We start from the raw sequence: 20,342 nt of genomic DNA, 5'->3' as shown, positions 1-20,342 counted from the left end.
GGCGCGGCCGTGCGGCACGCGGATCGGAGTCCCCATGTGGTGGAACAGAAAGCGATCAACGCCCGAAGCCGCCCCGAGCGACGCTGACGAGACGGTCGCCAGCATGACGGGTGGCGAACACCGCAACGCCTTCATCCTCGTCGGCCTCGGCGGCGCAGCAGTCGCCGCATTCGGTCTCGCCGGCATCGCCTCGATCGTCGCCCCGGTGTTCCTCGCCCTCGTGCTGACGATCTGCGTGCATCCGCTGCGAGTGGCTCTCGAGACGCGCGGGGTGCCCCGCGGTCTCGCGACCGGCTCGGTCATCGCCGCGGTGACGGTGCTGCTCGTCGGCTTCGGCTACGCCGTGCTCGTCGCGTTCGGGCAGTTCACGACGCTGCTGCCCCAGTTCGCCGACGAGATCAAGCAGTGGGGCGCCGATCTCGCGGCCTGGCTCGGCTCGCTCGGCATCGGTGCGGAGGGAGTCGATGCCCTCTTCGCCGACTTCGACCCGTCGGCGCTCATCGCCTTTTTCGGCAGTCTCGTCGGCGGCGTCGCCGGATGGGCATCGGGTCTCGTCGTCATCTTCACCATGCTGATCCTCATGGCGTCGGATGCCGGCTACCTCCCGACCCTCCTGCGACAACTGCGGCCGCGCCGGCCGCTCCTCGTGACCGCGCTCACGAGGTACGGATCGAACGTGCGCCGCTACATGGTCGTGACCACCGTGCTCGGCCTCGCGCAGGGATTCGTCAACTGGCTCGCGCTCATCATCATCGGCGTACCCGGCGCGTTCATCTGGGGCCTGCTCGCGTTCCTCTGCAGCTTCATCCCGAACATCGGCTACTTCATCGCGATCATCCCGCCGATCATCTTCGGCGCACTCGTCGGCGGCTGGCCGATGGTCATCGCCGTGATCATCGTCTACGGCCTCGTGAACGCGATCATCCAGTCGATCATCCAGCCGAAGGTGGTGGGCAACGCCGTCGCCCTCAGCCAGACGATCACGTTCTTCTCGGTGCTGTTCTGGGCGCTGATCCTCGGGCCGATCGGGGCGATCCTCGCGATTCCGCTCACCTTGCTCGTGCGCATGGTGCTCGTCGACGCGAACCCGAACTCGTTCTGGATCCGCCCGCTCCTCGGCGACCTCGACGAGGCGAAGGAGCTCATGGCCGAGTCGGATGCCGCGACGAAGGCCGCCCGCAAGGCGAAGCGCGCCTCACCGCCGCCGGTCGAGTAGCGCCCGACGAAGGAGGACGCGTATCGAGACCCGAGCAGGGCGAGGTCTCGATACGCTCACTGCGCTCGCCACCCGACCGACGGCTCCCGTCAGAGCCAGATGTCGTCGGATGCCTCGAGCCGCCGCCACCCGCGGGCGGCGATCGTCGGCGGGAGCACGTCGGCGGCGATGAGCTCGGGCATCTCGAGGCCGGTCAGCCCCGCGACATCCGACACCGCGACCTGGAAGGTGCGGAACGGACCAAGCGGCGGCGCCCCGCCGGGCGCCGGTGCCGCGAGCTCGCTGGTGTCGACGAGCGGCGCCTGGTCGACCACGAATGCCGTCGTCGCGAGAGCGTCACCCGAATTCCACGCCGCGACCTTCCAGAAGCGCAACGGCACGCGGATGCCCCGGTAGGGCGGGTCGCCGGCGGCGAGCACCGGCGCCGTGAAGACGCTGAGCTTCAGCTCGTGCACCTCGGCGTGGCCGAGCACGTGGTCTTCGAGGCCGAGCCACAGCTCTTTCGACTGGTTGAATCCCGACGCCTGCGGGGCTGCGTTGGGGTAGCGGAACGTCTCGGCGTTGGCGCGGGCCGCGACCTCGGGGGTGCCCCACACCGGGTCGCGGCGACGCACGAGATGCCCGCGATCGAAGTCGTTGCGAGCGTAGATCTCGGGCCCCGCCTGCCAATCCGCGGGAATGCGTTCATCGAGTCGCCAGTCGTCGCCGCCGCGGTCGACCTCGACGAGATCGGCACCGTCGATGTTGACGCCGGTGACCCGGGCGAGGCGACGAGCCGTGTCGAGCACGACCGTGAAATGCAGGTAGTCGAGCTCGACGACCGCATCGTGTTCGGCCGGCACCGCATCATGCGCTTCGCCGACTCGCGGCATCGCCGCCTGCACACCGAGGAACCGCGCGTCGAAACCCATGCTTCGAGTCGACCACACCCCGCCGACACGGCTCGCACGACACGGCGGCTACCCGTGCGTCTCCGCGCTGGTGAAACCACTGGCGCAGCTGACGTGCCTGATCGATCCCCTCCGCTGCGATTCGGTTCGACGAACGCGTGGGAGCGGTACGCCGCCCCAAGCCGCGCTTCATGCTCACTCTTCGACAGCATGACTAAACCGCGGAGTATCGCAGCGAGGCGTCCAACACCTTCATGAGGGATCCGACCCGGCTCGTGCTCACCGGCGCGAGGGGGTATCGATTGAGCACGTCGATCAGGACCGGCGTCGCCCGTACCCGGGCCTGCTCGATGAACGCCTCACCGACGGCGGGGTCATCGCCGGCGCTGAGCTCGGCAGCACGCGCCGCACTCGCGGCAGCGCGGAGGATGTGGCCGACCTGCGTGGCTTTGGCGAGCGGATGCAGATAGGCGGCGGCCGCGGCGTCACCGGCAGCGCGTGCAGCATGCTGCGCAGCTTCGTCGGCCACGTCTTTCGCGGCTCGGTGGGCGTCGAGCGCCGTGACGCGCTGCAGCTTGGTGCGAGCGTCACCGTCGGCGAAGACCCAGGCGGCATCGAGAGCCGCGCGCGGCCGAGGGTCGTCAGGACTGACCGCTTCGAACAGGTGCAGCGTCAATCGGGCGCTCTCCGCTGCGTATCGGGCGACGACTCGCAGCTCGGCCGTGGTCAGCTCGAAGTCTCCTGTTGCGGTCGGCATGGCTCACCTCCTCCTCAGCGCAGGCGCAGGGTCGCGAGAATGGCCGCCGCGACGTCGTCGCGGTCGCGGTGCGGCTCGAACACGAGCCACTCGAGTCCCGACATGAGCACGGCGCCGAAGACGCCGGACGCCATGATGGCACTGCGTCCGTCCGCGACATCCGTCTCGTCGATCGCCTCGGCGAAGACCGCGAGCGCGTCGTGTCGAAGTGCGAACAGCGTCTCCTGCCAGGCGCGGTCGGTGCGGAAGATCTCGGACGCCATGAGTTTGGCGAGCGGCGCGTTCGCAGCGATCAGGTCGAGCAGGTTCGTGACGAGCGCGTTGATCGCCTCCCAGCCGCGCAACTCGCCCTTGGCGCTGCGGAGCGAGTCGGCGAGCGCGCCGACCCCCTCGTGCAGCAGCGCCTCGAAGAGCTGGTCCTTCGAGCTGAAGTTGTAGTAGAGGCTGCCCTTGGCGACGCCGGCGAGCTCGGCGACCTCGTCCATGGTCGTGCCGGTGATGCCCTTCGTGGCCGCCAGTTCGAGCGCAGCGTCGAGGATGGCGCGCTTCGTGGTGGTCGCGCGGGCCATGCTGTCTCCTTCGTTCGCTCGAGCCGACGCCTAGATCGCCAGCTCGGGGTGTAGCCGGCCGACGCTCCACATGCGCTGCTTGCCGGCGCTCCAGGCGCTGATCGCGAGCGACCCGACGAGGATGCCGACCAGTACGAGCACCGAAAGCCACAGTCTAGAGTCCACGCCCCCGGTGATGAGCTCGCGCAGGCCGCTCACGACGTACGAGGCGGGCATGAACGGATGCAGCGCCTGGAAGAACTGCGGTGTGGTCTCCACCGGGTAGGTGCCGCCCGACGAGCTCAGCTGCAGCATCAGCAGCACGAGGCTGACGACCCGGCCCGCTGCCGTGCCGAGCACGATGATGAACATCTGCTGCAGCGCGAGGAACGCGAGCGTCACGAGGTAGATGAACGCGGAGGTCGCGAGCCAGTAGGCCGGCTCGAGGCCGATGCCGTAGACCAGCACGAGCACCATGATCACGACCTGGCCGGCGCCGATCGCCATGGCGGGCATGAACCCGGTCATGACGGCACGGAGCCCGGTCGCCGAGGCGGCGAGCGCACGGGTCGGCAGGGCACGCAGGATCAACCACGTGATGAGGGCGCCGACGAAGGTCGCGAGTGCGATGAAGAAGGGGGCGAATCCCTCGCCGAAGCTCTTCGACTCGTGCTGCCAGCGCTCGTCGAGCTGCACCGGTGAGGCCATGACCTCGGCCTTCGCCGCGATGTCGGCGGCGCTGAGCTGCGGCGCCTCGGTGGCGCCGTCGTCGAGCTTGTCGGCCAGGGTCCGACTGCCGTCGGCGAGCCGGGTCGCGCCCGAGGCGAGCTGCGTGCCGCCGTCGGCGAGCTGGTCGGTGCCGTTCATCAGCTCGCCGGTTCCGGCGCTGAGTGCCGCCGCACCGTCCGAGATCGTGTGAGCTCCGGATGCCGCTTCGCCCGACTTTCCCGCGAGGGTCGACGCGCCATCGCGCACCTGGGCCGCGCCCGCCGCGAGCTCGGCCGCTTTCGGCGCACCGGCACTGAGCCCGCCGGAGAGCTGATCCACCGCTCCCGCGTACGCTGCACTCTTCGCGGCGTACGCCTGCACGCCATTGCTCGTCGTCGAGGCGCCGTCGGACAGTTGCTGCATCGAGTCGAGGTACGCCGCAGCGGGAAGCTCGGGGTGCTCCTGCATGGCAGCGAGCACTGCAGCCACCGAATCGGAGACCTGCTGGGTTCCCCCCGCGATCGCTCCTGAGCCGTCGGCGAGCTGATGTGCGCCCTGCGCGAGCTGCGCGGAGCCTGCCGCGGCCTCGTTCACCTTGCCCGAGAGCTCGGCCGCGCCATCCGCCACGCGGCTCGCCCCGCTCGAGAGCGTGCTCGCTCCCGACGTGAGCTGGTCGAGCCCTTCGGCGAGGGTGCCCGTGCCGTCGGCGAGTTTTGATGCGCCGCCGTCGAGGCCGTTCGCACCGCTCGCGAGGTCACCGAGGCCGATGACGAGCCGGCCGGCGCCGTCATTCGCGGTCGCCGCCCCCTCGGCGAGGGTGCCGGCGCCGTCAGCGGCGGCACGGATGCCGTCGCCGGCGTCGTCGATGCCGACGAGCATCGCGTCGGCGGTGTGCTGGCCGACCTGTTCGGCCACGGCGTCGCGCAGCTGCACCATGGCCTGCTTGCCGAGGGTAGAGGCGAGGAAGCTGTTCGAATCGTTGTAGTCGACCTCGACGGTCGCCGCCTTCGGGTCATCGGTGCCGACCGAGACCGCGCTGGCCGAGAAGTCGCGCGGGATGGTGACGGCGAAGTAGTAGTCGCCATCGGTCACGCCGGTCGTGGCATCCGCGGCATCCGTCACCTGCCAGTCGAGTTCGCCGCCGGCCGTCAGCTCGTCGACGAGGTCGTCGCCCGCCGTGATCGGGGAGCCGTCGCGGATGGCGCCGGCGTCTTCGTTCACGAGGGCGACGGGCAGGTTCTTCAGCTCGTCGGTCGGCGCCCAGAACGCCCAGAGGTAGAGGGCACCGTAGATGAGCGGGATGAAAAGGAGCACGACGAGCGCGATCTTGGGCAGTACGCCCTTGCGGAAACGGCGCAGCTCGGTGCCGGAGGAAAGGAAGGCGAACATCAGGCGGTCTCCAGGATGCGGTCGGTGGCGTCGGCGGTGGCGGGCTCGCTGGTCGCCGTGCCCTCGAGCGCGGTGGGGGTGATGTCGAAGGCGAGCGGGGCGATGCCGAGCTCGTTCCAGATCGCAGAGTCCGGCGCGGCAGCGGATGCCACGACGGCGGTGCCTGCGCCGGCGATCGCGTCGAGGCGCTGCCAGAGCACGAGCCGGGCGGCGGGCGCCTGCAGCTGCTCGATCTGGTCGAAGAAGAGCACCCGCGGTTCGCTCATCATCGCGAGGGCGATTCGCAGGAGCACGGTCTGCACTTCATCGAGGTCCCAGATCAGGGTGTCGACGGCCGGGAGCGGCACGTCGCCGAAGACCGGGGTGAGCACGCGGCGCAGTTCGGCTCCATCGGTGCGGCGCACGATCGCCCACCAGGGCGCGAGCCAGGCGGCCCGTTCGCGAATGGCCGCACCGACCGTCACTGATTCCTCGAGCGTGTCGATGCCCTGGAACCCGGCGATCGCCGTCGACGTCTGCACGGGCCGAGCGCGTCGCGGCAGCTCGTGGCCGAGCACCTCCGCCGCGCCGCTCGTGGGCTTCATGCGACCGGCGAGGGTGAGCAGCAGGCTCGTTCGGCCACTGCCGGCAGGGCCGTAGAGCACGGTGAGCCCATCGTCGGCGATGAGGTTCACGGGGCCGTAGACGGCGCCGCGCTTGGAGTGGAGGGCGAGTTCGTGCGCCCGCACGATGATCGACACGTTGCTTCTCCCTCGTTTTGTACTGACCAGTCAGTTTAGAACGAGAGTGTGTGTTTGGCAACTTCTCCACGTATGGGCGGGCGCCGGGCACCCCGCGGGTCAGCTCCCGGTGCGGAGGAACTGCGCAGCGCTCGCGCGGTGGAAGGCGGGATTGCGCACTTCCAATCGCACGACACCGACGGCGCCGGCGCCGTAGCGGAAGCTGCCGAGCGAGCGCCACGCCCCGGCTCCCTCGGTCTGGTTCACGACCACCTCGGTACTGCCGGCCTCGTGCTCGACGACGTAGGCGGCCGAGGAGGTGGTCGTCGGGTTGGTGGGGTACCAGACCGAGACCCGATACATGCCGGGCTCGGGCAGGTTCACGGTCCAGGTCACGGTGCTGCCCACCGAGTCGACATCGCTGTAGCGCGTTCGAGTGCCGTTCCAGCCGGCCAAGCCGCTCGGGTACCAGAGCCCGGTTTCCAGATAGCCCGGCCATGGAGACTGGGTGTGGGCGATCACGCCCTCGTCGGCGACCCGGACCAGTACTCCACGGCGCAGCGTCTGGTCCAGGCGAGCCTCGAACCGATTCGTCGATCCCGGGCGAACGGCCGGCCCGGCCGTCACCGTCCACGTGTGGGTCAGGTCGGATCGCGGCGGCACCTCGATCACCGCATCCCGCTGACCGATGCTCCACCCGGAGACGCCGTAGAGAGCCAAGGTGCCGCGCAGCGGTGTGACGCCGGTGTTGATCACCAGCGCGGTCAGCTGGGCGGTCGCACCCGGTCCGCTGACGATTGCGGTGTCGGTGGTCAGCGACACCACCCGGCGACTGTCGATCACTTCGATCGCCGCCGGCCTCAGCACCACTGGATCACTTCCGGAAGCCGTCAACGCCGCCTCGACCCGAGTCTCTCCGAGCGCGGCGGTCGGCGCGATGATCGCGGCCGAGTCGACCCGGGTCGCTCCCAGCGCGGGAACGGAGACCGTCGGCACGATTCCGTCCAGTTGCCAGCCGTCGGGCAACGTCAGGGCCACGTCACCGCTGAATGGCTCCGCGGTCGCATTGCGCACCTCGATCACGAGCGGCACCCGGTCGCCGGCGGTGCCCGTGGCCTGGGCGATCACGTCGCCGCTCACCCCGCTCTCGGCGCCGCTGATCCTCGCCGGCAGGCTCAGGGTGACCTCCTCGGTGGTCACCGCGCCGACGGTGATCGTGTAACTGAACGTCTCGGCCAGGGAGTCGACCGCGATCGTCCACTCGTACGGGTAGCCCTTCGGCGCCGCATCCCGCACCGGGCGGTCGCCGATCCGATAGCTGAGGGTGGCCGGCTCCTCCGTGTCGATCTGCACATAGGCGTCGTAGCCTCGGCCGTCGGGTCGCACGAGGAGCACGCCGCGGGCGAGGCCGTAGTCGGTGGCCGGATCGGAGTCGACCTCGTGGAAGCTGTCGGGGCCGTGATCGACGAGGTCATCGAAGGGCAGCGCCGTTCGCTCCACCGACACCCCCCGCACGACCAGGGCGACGAGCCCGTGTCCGGGCACCCTCACCCGGAGCCGCCCGCCGTTGGCAACATGGGACGAGCGACTGCCGTCGGCGGCCACCACCTCGACCGCCGGCGCGTCGCTCGCCACCACGCCGGTCAGTTCACCGGTGAGGTCGACGACGACGAACTGCGCGTCGGACGCGGAGTTCGTGAGGCTGACGTACAGGGCATCGTTCCCGACGCCTGCCATCCAGTTGACCAGCGGGTTGTCGAGGGAGATCAGGCCGGCCGGGAAGTACGGCCACACGCCCTCCTCGCCGAAGAAGGTGCCGGGGGCGTGGCCGTACGCGAAGTACTTGAAGTAGGCGAAGTCGGCTTCGAACGCGTGCGGGAAGTCGATCTTGCCCGAGCTCCGGTAGAAGCTCTCGTTGATCAGATAGTCCATCGCGAGGCCGAGCTGGGCGGGTGCATGGTGGAAGTAGTACCCGGTGATCCCGACCGGACCGCTGGTGGCGAAGTCCGGCTTCAGCTGGGCCACCTGGAACTGACGGCTGTAGTAGCCGGGATAGGTGGTGAACCGGCCGATCACCATGTTGTGCGCGACGTCGGCCAGCAATGGGTCGCCCGTGTGATGAGCCAGCCGCAGCAGCGCCCCGGCCCAGCAGGGATTGAAGACGTAGCCGCCACCCGGGTCGGTCAGCGAACTGTCACCGAGTTTGAACGACGACAGCGCCTCGAACGTGAGTCCGGTGGTGGAGACATACCAGGCCGGCACGGTCTCGGGAGCGACTTCGGTGGTCGGATAGGACGGCAGGGACGACCGTGTCTCCCAGTCGTACTGCTGCGTGATCACGTGCCCCTCCGGCACGGTGATCGTCTGGTCCGGCACGGGGCGAACCGCGGTCTGGGTGATGAAGCGCTGGGCCTCCCGATAGGCCCCGTCGAGGAACTCGGCCTCGCCGGTCAGCTCGAACAGCACCAGCAGGTCGACCCAGTACTTGGAGAAGCTGTAGGCGAACCCTCCCGGCGGTTGCCCGTTGCCGCGATACGGCGTGATGATCTCGTCCTGCACGTAGCGCTTCGCGATGAGGGTGGCCTCGGCGAGGTATGCCGGGTCTCCTGTGATCTGATGGGTGGCGAGTGCGGTCGCGAACGGCGCCCGGCTCTGACCGACGACGCCCGCCTTGGTGGCGCTCAGCGCCAGTCGCTGGATTCCCGCGTTGCGGCCGTGCGTCAGTTGAGAGAGCGCAGCCAGGTTCACGGCGTCGGTGGGGATCCGCGCGATCCGGTACTGCGTCGTGTCGTTGTAGACCGCGCCGCCGATCACCGGCGAGTGTCCGATGCCCTTGCGGGACAACTGGTACTCGATCGCAGGCCGGGCACGCCGATCGTAGAGGGTGCCGTCCGCGACGCCGGTCAGGTAGTGCGCGGAGAGGAGCACGCCGCTGGCCGCGGTGCGGACCGCGTCCTCGTTCTCGACGTCGACGAACCCCTTGCCCCGGTTCCACCACCCGGAGAAGGACGGGATGTAGTCGACCGAGTCGTCTCCGTCGGGCTCGATGGCGATCAACTCCGTCATGGCGTGGACCGCGTCGGTCAACGATCGGTCGTAGACGTTGTGCCGGTAGGCCTTCAGGCCGTACTCGCCACGGCACAACTGGGAGTAAGTGTCGTACAGGGAGCCGGCGCGGGCAGCGAGGCCGAAGGCGAAGCCACGTCGCTCACCGGCCGCCATGGCCGTTCGAAGGCCCGGATACGGTGCATAGATGCTCGGCACGATGTCGAGGCTGTCATTGCGCAGGCTCATCCCATAGGGCTGGCGGTCGGACATCAGGTGGCGTTCGTGCACGAACTCGGCCACCTCGGCCGGGAGGTAGACCCCCGAGGTGACCGCGACGTCACCGACCGGGTACTGGGTCAGCGCCATCGGGGCGAAGAGTTCCCACGCACCGAGCGGCGCCGAGCCGTCGACGACGGAGAGTGCGTGCTGGTACGACCCGCAGAGCACCTCGTCGATGCCGTCGAGGCCCTTGGCGTCCTGGCTCTGGTACCCGACGAGGTAGTCGCCGGCGCGCTTGGCCGTGAGCACGTAGTGCGCCTCCGGGTGGTCGCCGTCGAGTCGCCAGCGCACGACGAGTTCCACGTCGTCGGTGCTGGTGCGCAGCTCGATCACCTGACCGCCGAGACGCCGATACGAGGTGAAGCCCAGCCACGCCGGCTGGAGCGGCCCGTACAGCTCCGGCGCGCTGCCGGACGGCAGGGTGCCGGCCAACACGACCCATTGCTCGTCGAAGCGCTGCTCGGGGTCGGTCAGCGACAGCCACCGGCCATCGTGCTTGATCTCGAGGTCGCGGACGATCGTCTCACCGCCATCCCACCGGGCCTGGAAGAACGTCATCCGGTGATTGCGCCCGACCAGTCGCGCCACTCGCGTCAACGAGAGGTTCGGTTTGTCCAACCGGCGCAGGGCGTCGGCGTACGCTCCGTTCGCGCCGCTGAACCCCGGATCTGCTGCGGCGGCGTCGGGGTGGCCACCGAGGACCGCCGGGAGCACGCCCGCGACCATCAGCAGGCGGAGCGCGGAACGGCGGCTCCACAGCCCGGAACGATCATCGGCCTCTGGGTTCTGCGTTGAATCCATGATGCATATGATGCATGTGTTATGCGAGAGTGTCAATGGCCATGCTGTCAGCGACGCCGGTAGCGTCGATCATGCACTCGCCCTGAGAGGAACCGCGGTGACCCTGTACCCCGAGGAACTGACCGAGTACTCGCTGACCGCGCTGCTGACCGCCCCCGCACTGCCGGAGGAGCCCGCCGACTTCGACGAGTTCTGGCGCGAGACGTTCGACGAGTTCGGCACCGCACCGGTCTCGTGGCGGCTCTCGCGCGAACTCGACGCCACCGAGACGCATCACGTGACGGAGATCCGCTTCGATTCGTCGGCCGGCGAAGAGGCCGTGGCGTTCATGATGGTGCCGAGCGGCGAAACCGGCGTCCGCCGCGGCCTCGTGGTCGGGCACGGCTACGGGGGCCGCGCCGCCCCCGACCCCGACCTGGTGCCCGCGGGAACGGCCGCGATCTTCCCTGCGGCGCCGGGCACGCTCCCGAACACCTCGAGCCGCTTCCCGGCCCTCCCCGACGAGCATGTGCTCGCGGGCATCGCGCACCGCGACGCGTACTCGCACCGCTTCGCCGCCGCAGACATCTGGCGAGCCGCGACCGTGCTGCTCGAGGCCGCCCCCGCAGCGGCCGGGGTGCTCGACTTCAGCGGCGGGAGCTTCGGTGGCGGCGTCGGGGCGATGGCCCTGCCCTGGGACTCCCGCTTCCGCCGCGCCTCGCTGGACGTGCCGAGCTTCGGGCATCACGCGATCCGACTCACCCGTCGATGCACCGGCAGCGGCGAGGCCGTGCGCCAGCACTTGCAGCGGCACCCCGAGGCACGCCCCGTGCTCGACTATTTCGACGCCGCGATCGCCGCACGGCGCATCCGCATCCCGGTGCATGTGGCAGCGGCGGTGCTCGATCCTGCCGTCGACCCGCGTGGGCAGTTCGCCGTCTACCACGCGCTCACCGGTCCGAAGCGACTGAGCGTCCGCGCGAACGGGCACCTCGACGGGCCGATCGCGGAGGCCTCCGAACGGCTGGCGCGGCAGGATGCCGCCGACTTCTTCGCGCTCCCCGCCGACCGCCTGGCGTAGACGCGCAGCGAGGCGCGCCGATCGTCCGCTACGAAGCGGTGTGCGGTCCGACGCCACGCCACGGCAGCGCCGGCGCCCCGCCGACCTCGACCTCGACGCCGAGCAGCGCACCGTCGGCGTCGGATGGGTTCGACAGGCCGATGCTCGCCGTCGTGATCACGAGCAGGCTGCCGACGAGCGCGACCGCGGTGGGCCGCCGCGACGGCAGCTCGATCGTCTCGAGCAGCGCGCCCTGGGGCGAGTAGCGGCGCACCTCGGCGGCATCCCACACCGCGACCCACAGCATGCCCTCGAGGTCGATCGTCATGCCGTCGGGGTTGCCGCCCTCGACTCGGCACACCGTGCGCCGGTTGCCGAGCCGGCCGTCGGGCGAGACGTCGAAGGCCTCGATGCTGCGGTGCGGCAGCGTGTCGATGTAGTACAGCGTTTCGCCGGTGCGATCGAAGGCGAGCCCGTTGGAGACCGTGACCCCGCCGAGGCGCTCGGTCGCAACGCCGTCGGGGTCGATGCTCCACAGCGCGCAGTGCGGTGCTCGGGGCATCGACTGGCTGCCCACCCAGAAGCGGCCGAACGGGTCGCACCCGCCGTCGTTCATGTAGCTGCCGGCCGCGGCGATGTCGGTGGCGAGCGATGAGACGACCCGGTCGTCGCCCACGTGCACGACGCCACGGTCGACCGCCACGGCCCAACCCGCGTCCGGCTCGGCGAGCGGCACCGGCGCTCCGATGCGCGCCCCGACGGTGACGGCGGCGCCGGGCACGACCGCTCCACCCTCGAGACGCCCCCGGTGGAATGAGCCCGTCACCATGTCGATCCAGGCGAGACCACCGTCGCGGCCGTCCCAGCGAGGTGACTCGGCCTGTGCATATCGGCCGACGGAGATGATCTCGACGGTTCGTGAGGGCGTGGAGCGCGACATCCGTGACATCCTTCATTGGTGGCGATACCCGATATATGGCAGACTAACTCACAATATGAATGTCACTTGCGAGAGTGAGCGACTGAAGAGCAACGACGCTGAGAAGAGGACGTGGCCGATGGCCCCGAAGCTGCACGGCTTGATGCCGATCCTGGCCACCCCGTTCGACGAGGCGGGCGCACTCGACCGCGGGAGCCTTCGCCGCCTCGTCGAGTTCGAGCTCGCCTCCGGCGTCGACGGCGTGGCCGTCTTCGGCATGGCGAGCGAGGGGTTCGCACTCACCGCCGCCGAGCGGCGCACGATTCTCGCCGACGTCGTCGAACTCGTCGCCGGCCGAGTACCCGTCGTCGCCGGCGTGAACGGCACCTCGACCGCCACCTCGATCGAGCAGGCGCTCATCGCCCAAGACGGCGGCGCCGACGCCCTCATGGTGCTGCCGCCCTTCATGGTGAAGCCGCCGGCGGCCACCCTCGTCGACTTCTACGGCGAGGTCGCGGCTGCCACGTCGCTGTCGGTGATGGTGCAGGATGCCCCGGGCGTGACCGGCGTCGCCATGGCCCCGTCACTCATCGCCGAACTCGCCCGACTCGACGGCGTCGACTCCGTGAAGATCGAAGCTCCACCGACCGCGCCCAAGGTCGGTGCGGTCGTCGACGCGATCGGCGACGCCGACTTCGCCGTGCTCGGCGGCCAGAACGCGCAGTTCTGCCTCGAGGAGTACGCGCGAGGCGCCGTGGGCACGATGCCGGCCTGCGAGTTCGCCGACCTGCTCGCCCCCGTGCTCGCGCAGTTCGTGGCGGGGCGCGTCGACGAAGCGCGCGCGGGCTTTCGTCGTATGCTGCCGCTCGTGCTGGTCGGCCTGCAGGGCGGCATCGCGTGGGCGGTGCACAAAGAGGTGCTCGTGGCGCGCGGCATCATCGACCACGCGACCGTGCGCTACCCCGCTGCGCCGCTCGACGCCGGCAGTCGCGCCGCCGTCGACCTCGTGATCGAGGAGCTCGAGCTTCCGCCCCTGCCGATCCCGGTGCGCGTGTGAACCGCCGCGGCGTGCTGCTGATCGGCGGCACCTCCGACATCGGCCTCGCCATCGCGCGCGCCTTCGCCGAGCGTGGCGACGCCGTCGTCGGAGTCGGGCTGGAGCCATCCGTCGACCCCGTCTTCGAGCGGTACCTCGTCGCCGACTGCAGCCGAGCGGATGCCGCGGAGCAGGCGGTCGCCGACGCCGAGCAGGCCCTCGGCCGGCTCGACACCGTGGTGCTCGCCGCCGCGCGCATGCCGATCGGCCGGGCCGATGCCACGAGCGACGACGACTGGCGGGGTGCGCTGGGCGCGACCCTCGACTCGGCGTTCTTCGTGGCCCGCGCCGCGCTACCGCGCCTGGCACCCGGTTCATCGATCGTGGCGGTCACTTCGGTCAATGCCTCACTCGCCGCCCCTGGCCTGCCCGCGTACGCAGCGGCGAAGGCCGGCGTCGAGGGCCTCGTGCGGCAGCTGGCGCTCGACTACGGCCCCCGGGGCATCCGTGTCAACGCCGTGGAACCCGGGAGCATCTCGGCGACCGACACCGGCGAGAGCGAGGGCTACCCGCTCGGCCGCATCGGCCGACCCGAGGAGGTCGCCGCCGTCGTGGCCTTCCTCGGCTCCGACGCCGCCTCCTTCGTCACGGGCACGACGATCCCCGTCGATGGTGGCCTGTCGATCTCCTCCCCCGCGGCGTGGCTCAAGCCCGAGCTGCGCGCGCGCTGGCTCTAGCGGCGCGAGCGGGCGGCTCTCGCGGTGCGAGGACGCCCTCCGTCGCAAACCAACTGAGGCGGGTGCCCCGGCTCTGTGCCGGCGCACCCGCCTCAGCGGTCGCGGTCTCGCTCGGCTAGTCGCCCACCGGCACGAACTTCACGACGTTCGTGCGCAGGTAGCCGGCCGCACTGTTCGTGAGCGTGACGGCACCCGCGGTGCCGGCGTCGAACTGCGCAGTGCCGAGCGACACCCACTTCGCGCCGCCGCTGCGCTGGTCGATCTCGGTGACGGTCGTGCCGCCGGCCCCGGTCACCGTGTACCGCGCCACCGGCGTCGAGTTCGCGTGGTTCGGCACCCACGCCCAGACCTCGTACTCACCCGCCGCCGGCAGCTCGGGTCGCCACTCGACGCTCGCGATCCCGTTGATGCTCGCGCGCGTCTTCGACGCGAGCCAGCCGGGCACGCTCGACGGGGCCCAGGTGCCCGCGGTCTCGGTGTAGCCGTCGTCCTGCACACCGATGATCGTCATCGGCAGCGGGGTCACCTCGACGGTGGTCGGCTTCGACTCGTTGCCGACGAAGTCGAGCGTCGTGATCTCGATCGTGTGGGCGACGCCGTTCTCGAGGTCGGGCACCTCGAAGCCGAGGTCGCGGTTGTGCGCGTCGTTCGTGTTGCCGAACGGCACGGGCGTGATGAGCTCGCCGTCGGCGTAGACGTTGTAGCCGCCGAGGTCGAGTTCGGAGTTCTGGTCCCAGTAGAGCACCGCCTTGCCGTTGGCGGCCTCGGCCACGACACCGGTCGGCGGCTTCGGCGCGTGCTTGTCGACCGGCACGACCGCGTCGACGGCAGCGGATGCCGCGGACTCGTTGCCGAGCCGATCGACCGCGGTCACCGTGATCGAGTACGTCTCGCCGCCGAGCAACTCGTGGAAGGCGAACGAGGTGCGCTGCACGGGCTGCCAGGTGAGTCGCTGCCCGTCGAGGTACACGTGGTACCCGACGAGGTCGGCATCGGCGACGCCCTGCCACTCGGCCGTGAACCAGTTGTCGCCGATCGGCGGCGTGCGCTCGACCTCGACCTCGAGGCCGGTCGGCGTCGCCGGGGCTCCTGACTCGGGTGCCGCGGCGATGAACTTCACGGCGTCGGCCCGCATGAGCCCCGTCACGCCGAAGTCCTTGCCGAGCTCCACGTAGTCGCCCGCGGCGAGCTCGAAGTTCCCGAGCCGCACCCACTTCGCCGTCGGCACGCTCGCGTCGATCGCCACCTCGGTGCTGTCGCCACCGGCGACGACCGTGTAGCGCGCGTTCGACGAGTTCGCGTCGCGCGGAACGACCCAGGCGTACACGTCGTACGTGCCGGTCTCCGCGAGCTCCGGCGTCCAACGCGCGGTCGCGCTCGAGGCGCTCGCGTACCGGGTGTCGCTGCCGCGCCAGCCCTTGATGCTCGTCGAGCCGCCCCATGCGCCGGCCTCGGTGTAGCCGGGCCCGCCGTTGTCGATCACGACGGCAGGCACGAACTTCACCGCGTCGGCGCGCAGCACGCCGGCGCCGGCGGCGGCACCGGTCACCGAGACGCCTTGGCCCTGTCCGGGCGAGAAGTCGTGCACCCCGAGGCTCACCCATTGCTGGCCCGACGCGCGCTGGTCGAGCACGACGTCGGTGCTGCCGCCGTCGCGCGCGACCGTGTAGCGGGCGGCCGAGTGCCCTGTCTGCAGGATGTTCGAGTTCCAGACGTAGACCTCGTACGACCCCGCGTCGGTCAGCGGCGGCGTCCACGCAGCGGATGCCCCTGCGACATCCGTGCGGCGCACCCGCTTGTCCTGAGCACCGAACGCGACCTGCCGCCCGTCGGTGAGCTCGTCGGCCCACTGCCCCGCCTCGGTGTAGCCGGCATCGCCGTTGTCGACGACGACCTGAGCCGCGGAGGCATCCGCCCCACCCTCGACCGGCGCGAAGTACCGGAAGTAGTCCCACGTCGTCTCGCCCGGCAGGTTCGACTCGTCGACCGGCGCGGTGTAGCCGAGCGTCGTGAGCCAGATGTTCTGGATGCCGTGCGGCCCCGCCTTCGGCAGCGTGTTCATGAGCACGCCGTCGGTGTAGAAGCGCACCTCGGTCGGCGTCCACTCGAAGCCGTAGTTGTGATACTCGAGCGAGGAGTCCGCCTGCGTGATGAGCTTGCCCTGGTTGCCGACGTGCTCGGGCACGAACCAGTGCGAGTGGTAGGCGAGCTTGTCGGGTGCGTGCGAGTCGACTTCGAAGCCGTCGATCTCGTTGATGCGGTTGTGCGGGCCGCGATAGTCGGGCACGTCGGGGATGTAGGCGGTGAGCCCCGTGGTCCAGAACGCGGAGTGGAAGCCCTGGTCGCCCCAGAGCTTCGCGCGCGTCTCGTAGTAGCCGTAGCCGAACCAGCGGTTCGAGATGACGCCGCCGCACGTGTAGTTCTCGCCGTTCGCCGACTCGGCCTTCAGCGCGATGTGCAACAGGCCGCCGCCGACGCTCACGTTGTCGGGCTGGTTCGAGCACTCGGCCTTCTCGCCCTCGCGGAAGAACCATTCGCTCTCGTCGAGTCCGGTGCCGTCAGCGTTCACCCCGTCGAACTCGTCGGCCCAGGCGAGCTCGTAACCGGGTGGAGCGTTCGAGGGGAGCGATTCGTCAGCGGCCTCGGCCGGACCGGCGAGCGGTGCCGCGACGAGCAGCGCGCCCGTCGCCGCGAGCGCCGCGCCGAGGGCGACGAGTCGCCGCGAGCGAACACGGAGGTGGAATCGGTTCAGTGCCATGACAGTGCTCCTTTGCAATGCAGCGGATGCTTCAGGGCACCCCGATCACCGGCCGCCCGCGTGTCCCCGCACACGACCGGCACCGAGGCGTTTCGATTTCGGCACCGGCCGCCCGCGTGTCCCCTGCAGACGGCCGGCGCCGAGGCGTTACGAGTTCGCGTCGAGCAGGTCCTGCACTTCCTTCTTCAGGGAGTTGAGGCCGGACTGCACGTCGACCTGGCCCGCAAGGATGTTCGCGACGCCGGCACCGATCGCGGTGTCGATCTGCGCGGTCACGGGCACGCGGTCCCACGCGGCGCCGCGAGCGTGCTCGGAGACCTCGGTGCGGAACGTGGTCTGGTACTCGTCGGCGGCGAGCGCCGGGATCTGGTCGGCGACGGACTTCGCGGCCGGCGCGACTCCCGAATGCTCGTACTGCGCCGTCGCGGCCTCGACGTTCGTCGCCGCGTAGGTGATGAAGTCGCGGCTCGTCAGCTCGCCCTCGCCCGCACTCGCGAACAGGCCGCCGCCCCAGGCGCGGTTGTACGAGGGGTTGCCGTCGGCGGTGGGCCGGGCGATCGCACTGATGTTGTCGATGATGTTCTGTGCGGCACCGTTCGTCTTCACGAAGGTCGAGGCGAGCGGAGCGTCGTCGTAGAGGGCGGCGCGCCCGCTCGCGAACAGGATGCGCCCGTCTGCCCGGGCGACGTTCGGCTGCGTCAGGCCGGCATCCTGCAGTCCCTTGTACCAGGTGATCGCCTCGACGCTCTCCTTGTCGCCGATCGTGCACTCGAAGTCGTCGGTGACGACGGGGCTGCCCCAGCCCCACATCCAGTGCGCGGCATCCTTCAGGTCGGGGTTCTTCGTGACCGCCGCGTACGGGATCAGCGACGAGTCCTGCGACTTGATCTTCTCGAGCGCGGTCGCGAACTGCTCGACGGTCATGCCCGACTTGATGCCGACGCTCTTGGCGATCTCACCGTTCGTGATGATGCCGATGCCCGACGCGGTGAGCGGCAGCACGAGGAGTTTGCCGTCCATCGTGTAGGTGTCGAGCACGCCCTGCGGGATGCCGAGTCCGTCGGCCAGCTCGGTGAGGTCGGCGAGCACGTCCATCGGTGTGAGCACCTGCCATCCGCCCGACTGGCCGACGCCCATGAGCTTGCCCGAGCGACCGGTGAGCGCGAGCTGCGTCGCCGCCTGGTCGTAGGGGTAGATCACGGGCGAGACCGTGACGCCCTCCTCGGCGGAGAAGCCCTTGAGCACGCTCTCCCAGGCCGGCCTCAGTGCCTCCTCGCCGAGCGAGTTGCCGTAGAAGTTGATGGTCTTGGCCTTGGTCGCGGCGTTCGCGCCCGCGCTGGCCCCCGGTGCGGCGGGGGTGGCGCAGCCCGCGAGGGCGAGGGCGCCGAGCGCGGCGAACGCCGTGCCACCGCCGAGGAAGGCGCGGCGGCTGAGCTGCGAGGTCGAGATGTTCATGGGAACTGCTCCTTCGTCGAGGGGGTGGGTCGGGGGTGGTTCGGTGGAGCTGCGCTAGCCCTTGACCGCCCCCGACGCGAGGCCGGAGACGAAGTAGCGCTGGAGGAGGATGAAGATGATGGCGAGCGGCAGCGAGGTGATGAGGGATGCCGCCATGAGCGCGGGCCAATCGGCCGTGCCCTCGCGGATGAAGGCCTGGGTGAGGCCGGCCGGCAGCGTCTGCTTGTCGGGACCCGCGAGCGTGAGCGCGAAGAGCAGGTCGCTCCAGCCGCGCATGAAGGCGAACATCGCCGCCGTGATGAGCCCCGGCACCACGAGCGGGAAGACGATCTGGAACATCGTCCTGATGCGCGAGAGGCCGTCGACCTTCGCTGCTTCGAGGATGTCGTCGGGCAGGCCGTCGATGATGCCCTTCAGCAGGAAGACCACGAGCGGCAGCGTGAACGTCGTGAACGAGATGATGAGCGCCGTGTAGGTGTAGAGCAGGCCCGCCGAGCTCAGCATCAGGTACAGCGAGATCAGGAGCAGCGCCCCGGGGATCAACTGCCCGATGAGGAACATGAACATGATCGGGTTGCGGCCCCGGTAGCGGAACTTCGAGAGCGAGTACGCCATGAGGCCGCCCACCAGCACGGAGAGCACGGCCGTGCCGGTCGACACGATGAAACTGTTCGCGAGGTTCTGCAGCAGTGCGTCGTTCTGGAAGAACCCGATGAAGTTCTCGAGGGTCGGGTCGACCGGGAAGAGCGGCCGGTCGAGCGCGAAGACGGCCTCCTTCTTCATGAGCGCCGTCGCCGCGAGCCAGTAGACCGGCAGCAGCCCGAAGAGGGCGAGCAGCAGGAGCGCGATGCGCCCCGGGATCGAGAGTCTCGGGCGAACGATCGCCTCGCCGATGTCGCGGCCGCGGCTCATCGCTTCTCCAGTCGTCGGTTGAGGAGCAGGTACCCGCTCGAGATGATCGCGAGGAGGATGAGCCAGAGCACACCCATGGCGGAGGCCTTGCCGAGCTCGTAGCTGCCGAACGCGAGTTGATAGAGGCTGACGGCGAGCGTCGTGGTCGAGTCGCCCGGCCCGCCGCCGGTCATGACGAAGATCGTGTCGAAGTTGCCGAAGTTGTAGATGAACTCGAGCGTCGCGACGAGGGCCACCGGACCGATGATGTGCGGCAGCGAGATGTAGCGGAAGCGTTGCGACCGCGTGGCCCCGTCGATCGTCGCGGCCTCGAGCTGCTCGCTCGGCAGGGTCTGCAGCACCGAGAGGGCCACGACCATGATCCAGGGGAACGAGTGCCAGGTCTTCGCGATGACCACCGCCGCCATCGCGCCGGTCGGGTTGCCGAGCATGCTCACCTCGGGCAGGCCGACCATGGTCAGCAGGTGGTTCAGCACGCCGTAGCTGTCGTTGAAGATCCACGCCCAGAGGAACGAGACGACGACGCCGGGCAGGAGCCACGGCAGCATGAGGGTGCCACGCAGGATGTTGCGCCCGCGGATGCGTGCGTTCAGCAGGATCGCGAGGGCGACTCCGAGCAGCACGGGGAAGATCGTCGCGAGCGTCGCGAAGGTGAGCGTCGTGCCGAGGCGGGCCATGAACTCGCCGAAGATCGCCGTGTAGTTGTCGAAGCCGACGAAGGTGCGATCGGGCCGGAGCAGCGACTGGTCGTAGAGACTCGTGCCGATGCTCGAGACGAGCGGGAAGATCGCGATCACGAGGAAGAGCAGGATCGCCGGCAGGGCGATCATGAATCCGAAGGTGCGATCCTTCGCCCCGAGGGTCGTGCGACGCCCCTGGCGTGGAGGCTCGGCCGACTCGCGTGTCGCGGGCCGATCGAGGATGGCTTGCTGCATTGCGTTCACTTCCCGAGAGAGGTCAGCCCTTGGGTGAGGGCCCCGTACGTCGTTGTATCAGTCGTCAACGGTGACGTGCGGCCAGTAAACCACAATGCGGATTCGAAATCCACAAAATGCATAACTCACCCATATTTGTGTTGCCCCCGGCCATTCCTCTCATTAGGATGACGGGCAGTGGCGTCGAGCCGCAGCG

15 protein-coding genes are annotated in these 20,342 nt (G+C 69.7%); 4 read left to right on the top strand and 11 right to left on the bottom strand.

What is annotated here, in order from left to right:
• The first annotated feature begins 103 nt into the window (after positions 1-103).
• The gene (locus AC6CH0_RS05215; protein WP_498098709.1) at positions 104-1,216 is read left to right on the top strand and encodes an AI-2E family transporter; all 1,113 of its coding nucleotides are present in this window, start codon (positions 104-106) and stop codon (positions 1,214-1,216) included.
• Between the two features lie 89 nt (positions 1,217-1,305).
• On the opposite strand, the gene AC6CH0_RS05210 is transcribed toward AC6CH0_RS05215, so the two are convergent.
• The 6 genes from AC6CH0_RS05210 to AC6CH0_RS05185 all read right to left on the bottom strand — a co-directional run bounded on the left by AC6CH0_RS05210 (position 1,306) and on the right by AC6CH0_RS05185 (position 10,355).
• Complete coding sequence (locus tag AC6CH0_RS05210) at positions 1,306-2,127, bottom strand: DNA/RNA non-specific endonuclease (protein WP_498098708.1); 822 nt, start codon at positions 2,125-2,127, stop codon at positions 1,306-1,308.
• Positions 2,128-2,320: 193 nt separating this feature from the next.
• On the bottom strand, positions 2,321-2,863 hold the full coding sequence (locus AC6CH0_RS05205) for a putative immunity protein (RefSeq protein WP_498098706.1): 543 nt from the start codon (positions 2,861-2,863) through the stop codon (positions 2,321-2,323).
• Positions 2,864-2,877: 14 nt separating this feature from the next.
• Positions 2,878-3,432 carry a TetR/AcrR family transcriptional regulator gene (locus tag AC6CH0_RS05200; protein WP_498098705.1) on the bottom strand — a complete coding sequence of 185 codons (555 nt, stop codon included), beginning with the start codon at positions 3,430-3,432 and terminating at the stop codon, positions 2,878-2,880.
• A gap of 30 nt (positions 3,433-3,462) precedes the next feature.
• Entirely contained in the window at positions 3,463-5,508 is a 2,046-nt protein-coding gene (locus tag AC6CH0_RS05195; RefSeq protein WP_498098704.1) for a YhgE/Pip family protein, read from the bottom strand.
• Positions 5,508-6,248, bottom strand: coding sequence for an ATP-binding cassette domain-containing protein (locus AC6CH0_RS05190; RefSeq protein WP_498098703.1), 741 nt, complete (start codon positions 6,246-6,248; stop codon positions 5,508-5,510). Before AC6CH0_RS05190 ends, AC6CH0_RS05195 begins: the two co-directional genes overlap by 1 nt.
• A gap of 99 nt (positions 6,249-6,347) precedes the next feature.
• Positions 6,348-10,355: a golvesin C-terminal-like domain-containing protein gene (locus AC6CH0_RS05185; RefSeq protein ID WP_498098702.1), complete on the bottom strand. Its 4,008-nt coding sequence runs from the start codon at positions 10,353-10,355 to the stop codon at positions 6,348-6,350.
• Between the two features lie 97 nt (positions 10,356-10,452).
• On the opposite strand from AC6CH0_RS05185, the gene AC6CH0_RS05180 reads away from it, so the two are divergent.
• Positions 10,453-11,415, top strand: coding sequence for an acetylxylan esterase (locus AC6CH0_RS05180; RefSeq protein ID WP_498098701.1), 963 nt, complete (start codon positions 10,453-10,455; stop codon positions 11,413-11,415).
• Between the two features lie 28 nt (positions 11,416-11,443).
• On the opposite strand, the gene AC6CH0_RS05175 is transcribed toward AC6CH0_RS05180, so the two are convergent.
• Positions 11,444-12,334: an SMP-30/gluconolactonase/LRE family protein gene (locus AC6CH0_RS05175; protein WP_498098700.1), complete on the bottom strand. Its 891-nt coding sequence runs from the start codon at positions 12,332-12,334 to the stop codon at positions 11,444-11,446.
• A gap of 118 nt (positions 12,335-12,452) precedes the next feature.
• Here AC6CH0_RS05175 and AC6CH0_RS05170 point away from each other — a divergent pair, with 118 nt between their 5' ends.
• Both AC6CH0_RS05170 and AC6CH0_RS05165 read left to right on the top strand, forming a co-directional pair.
• Positions 12,453-13,370: a dihydrodipicolinate synthase family protein gene (locus AC6CH0_RS05170; RefSeq protein WP_498098699.1), complete on the top strand. Its 918-nt coding sequence runs from the start codon at positions 12,453-12,455 to the stop codon at positions 13,368-13,370.
• Positions 13,367-14,086, top strand: a complete 720-nt coding sequence (locus tag AC6CH0_RS05165) for an SDR family NAD(P)-dependent oxidoreductase (protein ID WP_498098698.1) — start codon at positions 13,367-13,369, stop codon at positions 14,084-14,086. Before AC6CH0_RS05170 ends, AC6CH0_RS05165 begins: the two co-directional genes overlap by 4 nt.
• Positions 14,087-14,201: 115 nt before the next feature.
• On the opposite strand, the gene AC6CH0_RS05160 is transcribed toward AC6CH0_RS05165, so the two are convergent.
• The 4 genes from AC6CH0_RS05160 to AC6CH0_RS05145 all read right to left on the bottom strand — a co-directional run bounded on the left by AC6CH0_RS05160 (position 14,202) and on the right by AC6CH0_RS05145 (position 20,146).
• Entirely contained in the window at positions 14,202-16,844 is a 2,643-nt protein-coding gene (locus AC6CH0_RS05160) for a golvesin C-terminal-like domain-containing protein (RefSeq protein ID WP_498098696.1), read from the bottom strand.
• 147 nt (positions 16,845-16,991) lie between these two features.
• A complete protein-coding gene (locus AC6CH0_RS05155; RefSeq protein WP_498098695.1) occupies positions 16,992-18,299 on the bottom strand; it encodes an ABC transporter substrate-binding protein in 1,308 nt (435 codons plus the stop codon).
• Between the two features lie 54 nt (positions 18,300-18,353).
• The gene (locus tag AC6CH0_RS05150; RefSeq protein WP_498098694.1) at positions 18,354-19,211 is read right to left on the bottom strand and encodes a carbohydrate ABC transporter permease; all 858 of its coding nucleotides are present in this window, start codon (positions 19,209-19,211) and stop codon (positions 18,354-18,356) included.
• Positions 19,208-20,146 (bottom strand): carbohydrate ABC transporter permease, encoded by a 939-nt coding sequence (locus tag AC6CH0_RS05145; RefSeq protein ID WP_498098693.1) that lies wholly within the window; start codon positions 20,144-20,146, stop codon positions 19,208-19,210. The genes AC6CH0_RS05150 and AC6CH0_RS05145 overlap by 4 nt, the downstream gene beginning before the upstream one ends.
• Positions 20,147-20,342 lie beyond the last annotated feature (196 nt).

The sequence above is a fragment of the Agromyces sp. GQ35 genome, assembly GCF_059758475.1.
The sequence above is the reverse complement of the archived record's forward strand: the minus strand, read 5'-3'. Positions and strand labels throughout refer to the sequence as shown.